The organism is Chryseobacterium tagetis (genome assembly GCF_016735585.2).
Classification (GTDB): Bacteria; Bacteroidota; Bacteroidia; order Flavobacteriales; family Weeksellaceae; genus Chryseobacterium; species Chryseobacterium tagetis.
In genome coordinates this window covers 147,978-164,036 of record NZ_JAERSE020000006.1, presented here as the reverse complement: position 1 = coordinate 164,036, position 16,059 = coordinate 147,978, and the positions used below count along the sequence as shown (strand labels likewise).

The following is a 16,059-nucleotide window of genomic DNA, read 5'->3' as shown; positions in this document are numbered from 1 at the left end:
TTTACACAAATCTAATCATATTTTCATTATAAATACAATTAATAGTTACTTATTTTGATTTAATTTAATGAAATCATTGATTATGGTTACAAATAATACAAAAACCCACACTTGTGTGAATTTAAAAACCTCTACACCCCCAGAAAATAAATACCTTCAAGTAGATACATACAATATCATTCATATTTTATAAAATTTAAGAGATCCTACGAGTTGAAAATGTTTTATAATTTTTCACCTATTTTTCCTTATCGAAATACTTATAAAAAATCAGCTCTCATTTCTGAGAGCTGATTCTATTTAAAAGGTAATTAAATGAATTAATATGATTATTATTCCTTGATGAATTTCTTCTGTACGGAAGTTGAACCATCCTGAATATCGATCACATACATTCCATTGATCAATGCGTGAACATCTACTTTGTTGTTTAAGATGATTCCGCTCGATATCAACTGTCCTGCTGCACTATAAATCTTATAGTTCGCTCTCTTGCTGATATTCTTAACGTTCAATACCGTGCTTACCGGGTTAGGGTAAATTAAGATATCTGTCTGATTCAATAAACTGCTTGATGATTTCTTAGTGATTCTTACCGTGTAATCTTCCACTTCTCCACTGTCGAAGTTGGTACAGTTTACCGGAATTCCTCCTTTCATCAAGGCTACTCTCATCACGACATACATATAATCTGCATTGCTTACAAAAGCATCTGATGGTACACTGAATGTTGTAGTTGCTGTCGCGGCACTGTTTGGTCCGGATACTAAGATTCTTTCATTGATATCAAATTCTCCGTTTCTGTTAAAGTCAATCCAAGCAACAACTCCCGCATCTCCTGTTACCACTTTATCAATCGTTAACTGGTTATTCGTTGATCCTTGAATCAGTTCAATTTGAGCAGGTAAAACACCCGTGTAATCAGTATATGTGGATGCTACGGAGGTATTAACCATTTGTGGTTTTCCATTAGGTACTACTGTTACTTTAGAGATATATTCTCCGGATGGATTTAATGCTCCCATCTGACAATAGATCACTGTTGGAGTCGTGAAATAATATGGTAAGGTAAAGTTACCCGGAGTACCACTACAAACATTTGCAACCTCCATTTCATATTTCGTCAACTCAGTTAAATCGGTAAGGGTGTAGATATTTGAATTTACCTGAACATTAGTCCATCCCGGAATGCCTACTTTTCTGTATCTTAAAATATATTTCCCGGTTGCATCTGGACCAACATAAGGATCCCACTGAACTTTAGCACTGGTTGGCTTCAATTCCAGAATCGTTAATCCTGGCGGAGCAATATCACATGTTCTCTCAGTCGTGAATCTTGATAAACTTGACCAAGGGTTAGGTGTTGTAGAATTTACACATGTGCTTCTTACCTGAACTTCATATTGGGTATATGGTTCTAAATTCGGAAGTAAATAAGTACTTGAAGGCGGATTTGGCAAAGCTATTAATTGAGACCATATTCCTCCAACTTTTCTCCATTGCATTTCATAGGTTGCACTTACTGCAAGTGGTGACCAGTTAATAATTGCTGATGTAGATGTAATATTAGTAAATGTCACATTTGGAGGTGTCGGATCACATTTCGTAGTAAATTCATTATGTGAATACGCTCCAACATTTACGGTATTACAAACTGCTGCAACTTCTACTTCGTATAATGTTGCAGGATTCAATCCCGAAATCGGAACATTCTGATTAGGATTTAATGTTGCCGCTACATCTTGACCTACTGTTGAAGGTAGCCATTGTGTAGAGCCAACCGGCCTGTATCTTAATTTATAAGAAGCTCCTCCTGGATCTTGTGGCCAGGTAATCGTAGCTGAGTTGTGCGTAATAGAAGCTGGAGTTACTGTAACCACTGGAGTAGCCGTACTACAAACTCTTAGTAAAATATTATCAACTGCAGCAGGAGGCTGAGTTCCTGTCGCTGCATTATTTACCCACTCAAATACCAAACGCATCACACTTCCAGCATAATTGGTCAGGTTCAAACTTGGGTTAGAATAAGCATTCCAAGTCGTTCCGTTTAAGTTATACTGTCCTACCTGAACTCTTCCCGGCGCTCCCGGTGTTCCAGTCGTTGCGGTGATTTGAGTTCCCGGTGTAGGCATAAATGTTGACGGAACCAACCATACTCTTAAATAATCTACCGTAGTCTGTCCATCCGCTTTCCAGTCAAAAGAGAAACTCGCTAAAGTGGTCCCTAAAGGAATCTGAATATCTCTGTATGCCTGTACTACACTTGTTGAGGTAATCGTATAGGCATTCGTTACTCCATTATCATTAGAAATATAGATTGATTTTCCGGTATTTCCGGTTGCAGAACCATGGAACCATTTATTAGTCTGGGTTCCATTCAAGAGTCCTAAATCATTCGTTGCTTCAAAATTCTGAATATAAGGAAGTACCGCCGGAATCTGTGTCGTCATAAAGGTTGGTCCTTGGATAATATAACTACTGTCCGTAGGTGAACAAACCGCCTGTACCCACCAATAATAAGTAGTATTGGGCAGTAAAGTAGTAGGCAAACTTACAGAAGTCGCTGTAGTAGGTATTCCACCAGTACTAGGAGGTACATTTGAAGTAGAAATATAGTATACATATCCACCAGCAGGCACAGGTGTTGGAGCTACCCAACTTATGGTTGCTGAATTTCCTGTAATTCCAGAGACCGCTAATCCTGTAGGTGGATAACAAGTAGGTGGCGCTACAACTGCTAATGTAAAGTCTACATAATTTCCATACGGAGCCGGACCACAAGGAGTAACCGTTCCTGTCCAAGAAATTGAACATCTTACTCTGTAATCTCCCAATGTAGTTCCTGCAGGCACCGGAATTGTTCCCGATAATGTAGATGCAAAAGTAGTATTTGAAAGAACCAATTCTCCCGGATCAGAAAAAACTCCATCTTTATTCCAGTCTACCCATACTCTATAAAAATAAGTACTTGTTGGCACCGAAGCAGCTAAACTAACATTTACGTTATTCCCAGGAGACGTCAACGCAGCCATATTAGAATTTACATAAGCATTATAAGATGATGCCGCATAATTAATATTTGACCAAGCCCCGGTTGTAACGATACTGTTTATATAATAAGTAGTCGAAGTACCTCCTGCTGTTGGTGTACAATAACACTGTATAGGAAGATTCTGCCCTACAGAAACGGTATTAGAAGTAGCACTCTGACTTGTATTGGTACAGGTAACCACACAACGGTAATCGGTAGCTACTGTTTGGCTAGCTACTGTATAAATAGGCGATGTAGCACCTGCAATTGCAGTAAAGGTACCCGCACCAGCCGGGCTACTATACCATTGGTAAGTAATACCTCCACCAATTGTATAACCTGTAAGCGTAAGATCAAATGGCGCACCTACACAAGCACTGGTACTTGTAGCTGTTGCTGTACCCGTAACCGGAGTACCTGTACAAGGAGTACCTGCAACAACTGTAATGTTATAATCTTCTGTTTCACCAGATCCGAAGTTGGTACAAGCATCCGTAGGAAGGTTTTGATTAGCATTTCCTCTGGTTCGGATACGCATACGGGTAATTCCAGGTACAGCTGTTACCGGAATATTAACAGGTATTGTCACTGTCGTTCCTGAAGGAATCCCAGCAGAACCACTACCTGGTCCCACATAAAAATGTTCTGTAGAACTTAGTGTCCCATCCTGATTCCAGTCTATCCAAACTGAAGTAATAGCACCACTATAAGTACCAGAAGGACCAATTGTTACACTTAAATTCTGAGTCGATCCCATGGTTACGGTAGTCGTAGCAGCAGGATAGTAAGTATAATAAGGAGAAGCCGTAGGCTGAGAAGTGGAAGAGTCATTGTTAATAGAACCAAACTGTACTTTATTAATCAATGTACCTGTTCCCCCAGAGCTTACTGCCGCACAATAATTTAGACAAGCCATTCCTGAATTCTGCCCTACAGCAACTATGCTGGAGTTTTGTGTACTTCCTCCGTTAGTACAGGTCACAACACATCGGTAATCTGTAGCTGCCGTTTGGTTGGCAACCGAATAAGAGATAGATGTGGCCCCTGCTATATTGGTAAAAGTATTTGCTCCTGCAGGTGAACTTTGCCACTGATAGGTAATTCCTGTCCCTGCCGTAGCTCCTGTAAGCGCCAGATTAAAAGGAACATTAGCACAGGCACTAGAAACAGTAGCTGTTGGCGTACCTGCAGTTACCGCACCTGTACAAGCAGCCGCAGAAGTATGAGAAAACGATATAAATGGTCTTCTGTAATTCGCACTGCTTAGAGATGTTCCAAGCGTTCCAGTTGTATTATTAATATACTTGGTGGTATTACTATTTGTAGTTACCACACAAGGTGAAGTATATTCATATTCCCAAGTTGTATTGACTGTATTACCCGTATTCGTATATTCCATCAGAACCATAAGATTCTGTGCTCCTGAATACGTGAAGTTATTTGAAAATATAAATTGTTTCCATCCCGCAGCGCCTACAGATGCAGCAACGGGATTAGAATCATACACCAAAGTGGCTCCCGTAGCAGTAGTAGTCCAGTCAATCGCAGCAGTCCCAAAATCCAGACTTGATGTTTCTTTTAAATAGACTTTAAGATTAGGAGTTCCGGTCATGTCACCGGTTGTTATCTTTTTAAAATAAATACCCGTTAAAGCCTGACCAGATACACCAGTAAGCTGCGAGGCAGGATAAATTACAGCAACCCGACTTGTTGCTGCAGATGTTGCTGTACTGTACATAGGCCCATAGGTGTTCGTTCCTAAAGTCATTGTACAGGTACCGGCGACCTGATATTGCTGTGCAAAATTTTGGATTGATAGCAGAAGCGCTAAAAAGAATAAGTAGATTTTCTTCATAGTTATAGGATTTTAAATTAAGTATTAAATTGATTTGTTCGCATTTTTTAAATGCAATCACCTATTGTGATGAAATAAATAAAGATCATATTTCATCGTCATATAGGGTAGTGAATAATTTGTAACACTAAAAATGTGTTAAGAATGTAGAAGTTTTCGTCATAGGCTATTAAATTTTATGTTAAATGCTAAATTAACAATTTTATCAAAAGAAAGACCATTAAAAATCACTTATTTTTGAAAAACAATACAAAACACCTAATTATAAATCAACCACATAAATATGAATATTAAAAAAAATATTTAAAATTTTTATATTTTATAAGGCCTGAGCATATTAAAATTAAAAAAAATCAGCTCTCATTTCTGAGAGCTGATTCTATTTTAAAAGTAATCAATTGTTATGATTATTATTCCTTGATGAACTTCTTCTGTACAGAAGTTGATCCATCCTGAATATCGATCACATACATTCCATTGATCAATGCGTGAACATCTACTTTGTTGTTTAAGATGATACCACTTGAGATCAACTGACCGGCTGCACTATAGATCTTATAGTTCGCTCGCTTGCTGATATTCTTAACATTTAATACCGTGCTTACCGGGTTAGGGTAAATCAGGATATCATTTTGATTCAACAAACTGTCTGTTGATTTCTTAGTGATTCTCACGGTGTAGTCCTCTACTTCTCCACTGTCGAAGTTGGTACAGTTTACAGGAATTCCTCCTTTCATCAAGGCTACTCGCATTACTACATACATATAGTCGGCGTTGCTTACAAAAGCATCTGACGGTACACTGAATGTTGTGGTTGCGGTTGCCGCACTGTTCGGTCCGGATACTAAGATTCTTTCATTGATATCAAATTCTCCGTTTCTGTTAAAGTCAATCCATGCCACAACTCCTGCATCTCCTGTTACCACTTTATCAATCGTTAACTGGTTATTCGTTGATCCTTGAATCAGTTCGATCTGAGCAGGTATAACAGCTGTATAATCAGTATATGTTGAGGCTACGGAAGCATTAACCATTTGTGGTTTTCCATTAGGTACTACTGTTACTTTAGAGATGTACTCTCCTGATGTATTATTAGCTCCCATCTGGCAATAGATCACTGTAGGCGTTGTAAAGTAATACGATAAAGTATAGTTACCCGGAGTACCACTACAAACATTCGCTACCTGCATTTCATATTTAGTCAATTCAGTTAAATCGGTAAGGGTATAGATATTTGAATTTACCTGAACATTAGTCCATCCCGGAATACCTACTTTTCTATATCTCAAGATATATTTACCGGTTGCATCTGGTCCTACATAAGGATCCCACTGAATTTTAGCACTGGTTGGCTTCAATTCTAGAATCGTTAATCCTGGCGGAGCAATATCACATGTTCTCTCAGTGGTAAATCTTGATAAGCTTGACCATGGGTTAGCTGTAGTTGAACCTACACACGTACTTCTTACCTGAACTTCATATTGGGTATATGGTGTTAAAGTATATCCTGCTGAAGGAAGTGAGAAAGTATTTGACGGAGGGTTTGGTAAATCAATTGGTCCAATCCATGTAGGGTCTCCTACTTTTTTCCACTGCAATTGATAGGTTGCACTTGCTACCAATGGCGACCAGTTCACAACAGCTGATGTTGCCGTGATATTAGTGAACGTTACATTCGGCGGAGTCGGATCACATTTCGTAGTAAATTCATTATGGGAATACGTTCCTACATTTACGGTATTACACACTGCCGCTACTTCTACTTCATACAACGTTGCCGGTGTTAAAGGGTAAGTTGGCGGGTTTAAGGTCAATGTCTGTGTTGTTGCTGTTCCTGTTAATGCCGCTACATCAATTGGACCTGCAGTTGGCAACCATTGGCCAGTACCTACTGGACGGTATCTTACTTTATAAGATGCTCCCCCAGTATCCTGCGGCCAGGTAATCGTAGCTGAGTTATGAGTGATAGACGCTGGTACCACAGTAACTACCGGAGTAGCCGTACTACAAACTCTTAATATGATATTATCAATAGCAACCGGTGGCTGAGTTCCTCCTGAGCTATCATTTGTCCATTCGAATACCAAACGCATTACACTTCCTGCATAATTGGTAAGATTTAAGTTCGCATTAGAATAAGAGCTCCAAGTCGATCCATTTAAATTATACTGCCCTATCTGAATTCTTCCCGGTGCTCCAGGTGTTCCTGTCGTTGCAGTAATCTGAGTTCCCGGTGTAGGCAAGAAGTTGGATGGTACCAACCACACTTTTAAATAGTCATAATAACTTTCTCCATCTGCCTTCCAGTCAAAAGAGAAGGTAGCAAGACTGGTTCCTGCAGGAATCTGAATATCTCTGTACGCATGTACTATACTTGTTGCATTATCTGTATATGCATTTGTAGTTCCTCCATCATTCGTAATATAAATTGATTTTCCGGTATTTCCGGTTGCAGATCCATGGAACCATACATTAGGCTGTCCACTATTTAATAACCCGAAATCATTACTGCCGGAGAAATCCTGAAGATAAGGAAGTGTTGCCGGAATCTGCGTAGTCATAAAGCTTGGTCCCGGAATCCAAATACTGGAGTCTGAAGAAGAACAAACTGCTTTTACCCACCAGTAATAGGTTGTATTTGGTACTAAACCAGGCGCTAAGTTAACAGTCGTCGCTGTAGTAGGTACTCCCGGAGTACTAGAACTAGGCGGCACATTTGATGTAGAAACATAGTATACATATCCACCAGCAGGCACAGGTGTTGGAGCTGCCCAACTGATAGTCGCTCCATTGGACACAATTCCTGTTACAGCTAAAGTTGTTGGAACTTTACAAGTCGGAATCAATAAATTAATATTATCTATTGCTCCCGCCGGAGAAGTCCCTCCATAAGAATCATTTTTCCATTCAAATACCAAACGCATTACCCCTCCCGCATAACCTGATAAGTCGACGTTGGTATTAATAAAATTCTGCCAAGTTCCATTCTGATTTAATTGACCTAACAATACTCTATTTGTTCCGGCTGTAATTGAATTCCCTACAGTTGGCATATATGACGAAGGGACCATCCATACACTGATATAATCATATAAATATGGTGTTGTTCCTTCTCCTACTGCTCTCCAATCAAAAGTCAGAATAGCTGGTGAAGCCGATGTTGTTCCTGTAGGAATAGCAAAATCTCTATATGCATGAACCACACTTGTAGAATATACATCATAAGCATTTGTCACTCCATTATCATTAGATATATATATTGAGTTGGCAGGATTACCTGCTGTAGCTCCATAATACCATTTATTGGTCTGAGAACCATTTACAAATCCAAAATCGTTACTTGTAAACGGTTGAGAGTAAGGTAATGTAGCAGGAACCTGTGTAGTTGTAAACGTTGGTCCTTGAATCCAAATACTTGAGCTTGTGGAAGAACAAATTGCTCTTACCCACCAATAATACGTTGTGTTTGGGATTAAAGTACTTGGTAAACTAAATGAAGTTCCGGTTACAGGCCCTGTAGCCGCTGTAGGTGACGTATTGGTTGTAGAAATATAATATTCATATCCATTTGCAGGCACAGGATTAGGAGCCGTCCAACTGATTGTAGCGGTGTTCGAAACAATTCCACTCACGGCCATTCCTGCAGGCTCTACGCATGTAGGAGTCGGCATTACATTAAAATCATCAAATCCTAGATAATACGGATCCCATGTTGCAGCATAAGCTTTAACTCCAAAATTGTATTCTCCTGTGGTAGTAGGTACAAATGTAACTTTAACTTTCGTGTAGTTGGTACTATTTGAACCTCCATTTGTGGTTTGTGAAGAAGTAACAAAAGTATTCAAATTAGTAGCTCCTGTAGAAGATTGTAAAGTATTTACCAATACATCTCCTTGCCAACCAGAGTATCCGTCTCCTACCCAAAAGAAAGAGAAATCATAAGACTGATTTGCCGTTAAATGAAAACTCGGTGTCCATAAATAAGACGCTGTCGTAGGATAATAAACAGTTACATAATTAGGAGTAGATTTTGGGTCATTATATCCTTGAGAAGAAGCATCTTGAGTCGTAAATAAAGGCCCTCCTCCATTAGTAGCCCAACAATTTGGCAGTACACCCGCTCCAATACTTGTCATTGAATCAAAATTTTCTGACCAAGGAAAAGTAGAAATTGAAACACAAGGGGTTGTAAATGGTAAAGCCATTGGAATCCAATAACTTTGATCTGTAGCACTACATTTCGCTCTTACCCACACATAATAAGTTGTTATTGGTGACAATCCTGAAATCGTAGCAGATGTAGTAGTACTTGATACAGAATTACTTGCATTAAGCACTGTACTAGAAGTTGGAGGTATTCCTGTAGAATTATAATACACATCATATCCATTTGCCGGTGCTGGCGTCGGCGCCGTCCAAGATACAGCAGCGGTAGCAGCGGTAACGGTACCTAATGTTATTGCAGATGGTGCAGCACAAGTTGGTGGTGCAGATTGAGAAATAGATACATTATCAAAATAATAATATACATCTGAATTGATATCAGAAGTAGCATTAAATCTCACATATAAATTTCCTGCAGAAGGTACAAAAGTAATTGTTTTTGTAGTACATGTATTAGCAGCTACATGATTGGCAGAATTAATCGTATAAGCCGTTATCCACGGTCCAGAAGTACTTGTAGCATATTCTACCTTTATATTTCCTATATTAGCAGAAGGTGTAGCAGTAGTTCCCGCATAATAGTCGGTTACTTTATAATCAAAAGACATTGTTACTTGCCCCGTGTTATTTCCTGTAAGGTTAGGGGAAGTAAACTGCCCAGCATTCCCATAATACCTTTCTCCTCTTATGGTTCCTCCGGTGGTTCCACAGATCTGATTTGCAGTCGTATTATTGGAAAAAACCGACCCGCTTGTGGTCCAGTTATTAAGTCCTGAGGCCGTCCAGTCTTGGGTGTAGGCGACCTGGGCCATCAAAAATGAGCCAAACAACAATTGGCACATGAGTAGAAGTTTTTTCATAGTATAATAAATGAGTGTTAAAGTAAGTGTTAACATTGCCAATAGGTCTACTTTTAAAAGCTCCTCTTTAAAAAGAGCGTTATTATTTCGTAGAAAACCAGCTAAAGATTGCTCTATTAGATATTAATGAATCAGGTTGATTCCTTTATTTAATCTAAAAATTTATTATTGAGCATAATGTAAAGTAGAGTTTAATTCCATAATATTTCACTTGTATTGGTATTATTAATACAAATCTAATCATTTTTTACAATCGACCTATTAAAACTTTCTTTTTTTTATCAATACCATTAAAAAAATAAACCTAAACCTGTTATATCATATAATAAACTTTAAATACCTATCAACAGTAAAACTTACATACTATTCGATTTTCAAACAAAAAAAGCCTCATGAAAACATGAGGCTTATAAATATAATTTAGAAAATTTACTATTTTTTGATAAACTTAGATTTGAACAAATCATCTCCTTTATCTTCAATAGCAATCACATAAACACCTTTTACTAATGCTGAAACATTGATTCTTCCACCATTAATATTTCCGTTGCTTACTAATTGTCCTGCAGCGTTATAAATTTTATAAGTCGCTTTATCAGAAACTTTAGTTACGTTCAAGAAATCTATTGCCGGGTTCGGATAGATTTGGATATTATTTTCTTCTACTTTATCTTTTGTTCTTAAATCCAATGAAAGTCTGACTGGCTTTTGAGACAATACAGAATTCCTTAAAAATTTTGACACAGGAGAGCCTACAGTACAATTTTCTATATTGACAAGAAATTGACCGTTTATAGTTGTATTCGGACTTAACAAAATACTATGACCCGCTTTCATTTTTATATCCTGACTTGCATTTATACTATAATTTGTATTGGTCGTAATTGTATTGGATGCATGATAAGTGTGAGCAGCATATGTCTCTTGTGAAGACAAAGTATAATCCTGGACACAATTGTTTGATGACGCTAACACAATTTTAGGAAGAGGAACTACCGTATTAACAGTTCTACCCTGTGTATAGAGATAATCATAAATAGCGGATGCATTATTAAAAACATCAGCATTCCTAATTATCCCTAAATAATATAGAGTGGATTGAGATGTAAAATAAATATCCCCATTCTTAATCCTCCTCATTGAAATAGGTCCATAGATATTTGACGTTCCTACAGGATAATTAATAGGCACCGAATAATAATTAATTGTACTGGTATTAATTAAATCTACACCATACACAGTTTGATTTGCCCCACCAATGTACAGAACAGTAGCATCTTTATTAAATTCATTTGCTATTGAAATTCCAGGATTGTAAGTTATATCCAATAAATAATCATTCGTTATTTTTCCTGTATTATTATCAAAGGACATAACTTTAGAGGCTCCAGGGTTAATTCCTAGCAAACTAAGAAAAATAAAATTGGAAAAATTACTATTTCCATTTATTACTGGCGATGAATTTAATGAATATTGACTAAAGCCATTAGTTGAAAAATTAAAACTTGGTAAGCTACTTATTACGGGAATATTCGAAAACCCTAGGTTATCTATTTTATAGGAATACATCTGATTCTGATTGGGGATAAGTACCCATAAAGATGAATCATCCGCATGCTTTACAACATTCACCTGATTTGAAAAAAAAGCATTTCCATTGGCATCCAATACCGGAAGTGAATTACTTCCAGATACAACATCCCCTAATGGTAAGCCATTAGTCGTACTTATACTTCCTAACGACATATCTACAACGGTATAGCTACAAAACCCTCCTGTAAGAGTAATACTTCCAGAAGAGCCATTAGAATAATAGGTAATTGTTGAAAAAATATAATATTTATTGGGATTAAATGGATCTTTCGCTATTGCATCATCGTGTAAATAGGAAACTGAACTTCCTAATGCACTATTAATATGTCCGTTTTGCATCACTTGATGTTCACGATTCCAAATACTCTTCCCATCGGTATAAAATAAAAGATTACCATTCTCATCACTTACGCTTGCATCAGACCATTGACTTGCATTATCAGTAAGAGCTATTGGATTTGTAGGATTTGAAAAATTCGCTGCGGCATATAATCCAAAATACCAATTATCATTCTCTCCTTGTGCATATCCTAAAAAGAACAAGCACAAAAATATGGTCAGAAAAAACTTTTTCATAAATAAAATATTTTAAAATTATTTATTAAGCTTTTTTTCAAGTATCTCCATGCGCTTATTCTGTTCTTCAATATTTTTCTGTTGTTGTATGGAATATAGAGTAAGTTCTTCTATTTTCTTTAACAAAAGAATATTCATTTCTTTAAGCTCTATACCATTTTTTATTGCTTCTTCTGTAGTAGGAACTTCAGGAAGGTGACCATTATTATTAATAAAATGTTCTACTTCTTTTAATGGCATCAACTTATAATCTTTTTTGAAAACATAATCTGCCCAACCATTACTAGCTGCAATATCTACTTTTATTTTCTCTGTTTTTATACCTTCTCTTACAAAAAGCCTATAATCATTACATGTACTACAATTTACATTCTCAGTTCCCATTCCAATTTTCCCTGTAGGATTATTCATTACAAAAGCATAATCTCCAAGATTAGGTGGATCACTAAGATTAGGAAAATTACCATTAGCTGGTCTCATATATAAATTATCACCTAATTGTTGAATGTCGAAGAAACCTGCATTACCCATAGGTGCAAGTTTATTACCAAACATAATTTTCCCAGACACTACTCTAAAGTTTCCATTTACCGTAAGTTTTGACGAATTTATAGTATAATATCCTGAGCCTAATGAAACATCTCCCTCTCTTGAGATATCATCAGTCGTATTTGAATTCCCATTCCATTGTTGAGAAAATAAAGAATTTGTAAATAGGGCAAATGCCGCAAATAATGCGATTTTTTTCATAGTTATTAATTTAAAATTTTGAGCATTAAATATAGTTAAAACATCAACATATTGTGAGATAAAAATTCAGATTTTCTCAATCCAAAAAAATTGATATTCTATAATTTTATTTAGATTTAAACCAAGCAATTTTTTCAAATAAAAAGCCTCATGATAACATGAGGCTTATAAATATAATTTAAAAGATTTACTATTTCTTAATAAACTTAGATTTAAACAAATCGTTTCCTTTATCATCAATAGCAATCACATAAGCACCTTTTATTAGCGTAGAAACATTGATTTTTCCGCTATTAATATTTCCATTACTTACTAATTGCCCTGCAGCATTATAAATTTTATAAGTTGCTTTGTCTGAAACTTTAGTTACGTTTAAGAAATCTGTTGCCGGGTTTGGATAGATCTGAATACCATTGTTAGGATTCTCAACATCTCTTGTTCCTAAGCTACTTTGTACGATAACATTATAGTCCTCTACTTCTCCGTAAGTGAAACTTCCACATGCATAAGATTCAGGTAGATTTGCTCCTGCACTTCCCGCAGTCGCAACTACTGTAACTACTCTCATTCTCAATGGAGAATTTGTAATTGCTGTTGATGGAACTGTGAATGTTCCTGTAGTAACTACTGTTCCAACCGCCGCTAATACAGCAGTTTTATTAAGAACTTTTTCACTTGCTTCAAATGTTCCATTTTTATTGAAATCTATCCAAACTGACATTGCACTTGTACTTCCTGTTGCAGTAGGAGTCGTAACAGATACACTTATCGAGTTGGAACTGTTTGTTAACAAGGTAGGCTGCAATGCAGAATTCACTGTAAAATCCGAATACATTGATGCTCCAGTTGTATTATTTACAGTCCCTAATGTTACATTGGATACATAATCTAGCGTTGCATTAGTACTTGTATCTGTACAATAATTTGTACAAACCGTTGAGAATGTAATAGGAGTAGTATAAGGACCAGTTACACCAGAACAAATAGCTGCAACTTGCGCTTGATATGATGAACAACTTGTTAAATTACTCAATGTATATGTGTTACCAGTTACCGATACTGTAGTCCACGTCGATGCAGATGCCAGTCTATACTGTAAAGAATAAGAACTCGCCCCATTTACCGGAGCCCAAGAAACAGTACCACCTACACTTGTAAGACCAGACGCAACTAATCCGACAGGGGCGGAACCACAACTCGCTTGTGTACTTACTGTAATTTTTTTCAATGCATAGAAAACATTTCCAATCGCAGAAATACGTACCACTATAAGTTGTCCGTTTAGAGATGCAGGCAAAGCCGCTATAGTTGCTGCACCATTATTAGGTACAGATGCTGCCAGCACTGTCCAGTTCACTCCATTATCTGTAGAATAATCTATTTTTACATTAGCTACATTATATGGTGCAGCAGAAGTATTCACAACATCCCAAGTTAAAGTCGTAGAAAAGTTACTAAATAAATACCCGGAAGTAATTTGGAAAGGACCATCAGCCCCTACAGTAATAGCCTGAGTGGCAAAATTGGTTTGTTGCTGAGCTGCATTTGTATTATTATCTCTCACCGTAACCGCAAAATTTGAATTTCTGGCAACCTGAGATGTAGACTCCCATGTATTTAAAGAATTATCTAAAGCGCCTGCAAGTACTGATGAAAATTTAGGAAAATACCTTGTGGGACTTGTCGTTGGAGTGAAAGACCTAAATGACGCACCATACGTAGTAGTTCCTAAATTTGTTTTGTTAATTGTTTGAGCAGATGTAGATCCACTGTCAATTTCTTCCCATGTATATGTCATTGGATCATTCTCAGGATCAGTAGCACTAGCCGTTAATACAAAAGCCGTTTTATTAGGAATTGTATAACTTGGTAATGAGGCTATCGTAGGAGGATTATTCGCAACAGATGTTTCAGTATCACATGTTTTAGTAGACAAACTTAAATTGGTTTGTACTTGCCCGACACTCGCTTTATGAAAATAAGCATCAGAATGCGCCTGCACATCTGTATTAGTACCAGTAATTCCTGCATACCCCATAATAGTAGAACCCGAACCTGGTTCCATATTTACACCTGTTCCTTCAATACCATGAGAGAATGTATGATTTGCACCTAGCTGGTGTCCCATTTCATGAGCTACGTAATCAATATCAAAATTATCTCCTTGAGGTATTCCATCTGCAGGAGAAGTATATCCAGAACCTTTATAAGCCGTAAATGCACTTCCACCAGTCGCTAGTGTATTATTACACACACAACCAATACATCCTGCATTACCTCCTCCTCCAGAAGCTCCAAACAAGTGTCCAATATCAAAATTAGCATCTCCTACATTATTATGTAATGTATTCATAAGCTCACCGTTCCAAGCACCTCCTGCACCCGTAGCTGCAGCTGAATATGGATCAGTAGCAGCATCTAAATAAATAACTCCAGGATAGCTCTGAAGAATAAGATGTAAAGCAAAATCTTTTTCAAAAACCCCATTTACTCTTGTCATTGTAGCATTAATTGCTGTTAAAGCTCCTGCAACAGTACCTCCAAAATAAGCTGTATATTCTCCCGTAACTGACATTACCAATCTCATCGTACGGTATTTTTTATCCGAACTTTTATTGAATGTGCCTGGCTGATGAGTAAATGTATTTGCATTATTATATAATCCCTGTACTTCTTGCACAGCACTAGGACTTTCTGCTGTACTACAAACAAAAGGTTTATCTCCTGTTCTTTGGGTTTTCGGATGTACCGCATATAATCCTGTTGACTTATCTACAGGTTCTACAAATTCATAATTTCCGTTCCTAAAGAGCATAGACTGGAAATCATTTGGAGCCACAGAAAATCGAATCTGTTGCGTTGGATCATCAACCGCTGTCCCAATATAAGAGCCTAATTGATATTGATCGGCAAGCTCTTTAACCACAACAGGAAAGCTATAAACATTAAATTTTTGAACTTTCCCATCCAATGTCGGAACAGACACTACAACTGGTTTAGCGTTCTCTCCCATTTCCACAGCATTCTTTAGCTGTTCACGGATTTGACTAATATCCAGCTTATAGTAGCTTCTCAATGAGGCTGCATCTGCAGTAGCAAATCCTCCTCTCTTCGGATTCCCGGAGACACCATTTAATCCGCTGGATGGTGACCATTGGGCGGTTGCCGTACCGACCAACAATGTCACAAACAAGGATGTAATTATTTTTTTCATATAAACAAATCTTAAT

5 protein-coding genes are annotated in these 16,059 nt (G+C 37.2%); all 5 read right to left on the bottom strand.

Annotated features, from left to right (window positions below):
• Positions 1-332: 332 nt before the first annotated feature.
• The gene (locus JI747_RS19530) at positions 333-4,886 is read right to left on the bottom strand and encodes a GEVED domain-containing protein (protein ID WP_225690538.1); all 4,554 of its coding nucleotides are present in this window, start codon (positions 4,884-4,886) and stop codon (positions 333-335) included.
• 410 nt (positions 4,887-5,296) lie between these two features.
• Entirely contained in the window at positions 5,297-9,910 is a 4,614-nt protein-coding gene (locus tag JI747_RS19525) for a fibronectin type III domain-containing protein (RefSeq protein ID WP_225690537.1), read from the bottom strand.
• Between the two features lie 432 nt (positions 9,911-10,342).
• Entirely contained in the window at positions 10,343-12,079 is a 1,737-nt protein-coding gene (locus tag JI747_RS19520) for a T9SS type A sorting domain-containing protein (RefSeq protein ID WP_225690536.1), read from the bottom strand.
• An 18-nt stretch (positions 12,080-12,097) separates the two neighbouring features.
• Complete coding sequence (locus tag JI747_RS19515) at positions 12,098-12,829, bottom strand: hypothetical protein (protein WP_225690535.1); 732 nt, start codon at positions 12,827-12,829, stop codon at positions 12,098-12,100.
• 190 nt (positions 12,830-13,019) lie between these two features.
• Positions 13,020-16,043: a reprolysin-like metallopeptidase gene (locus tag JI747_RS19510; RefSeq protein WP_225690534.1), complete on the bottom strand. Its 3,024-nt coding sequence runs from the start codon at positions 16,041-16,043 to the stop codon at positions 13,020-13,022.
• Between the last annotated feature and the right edge of the window lie 16 nt (positions 16,044-16,059).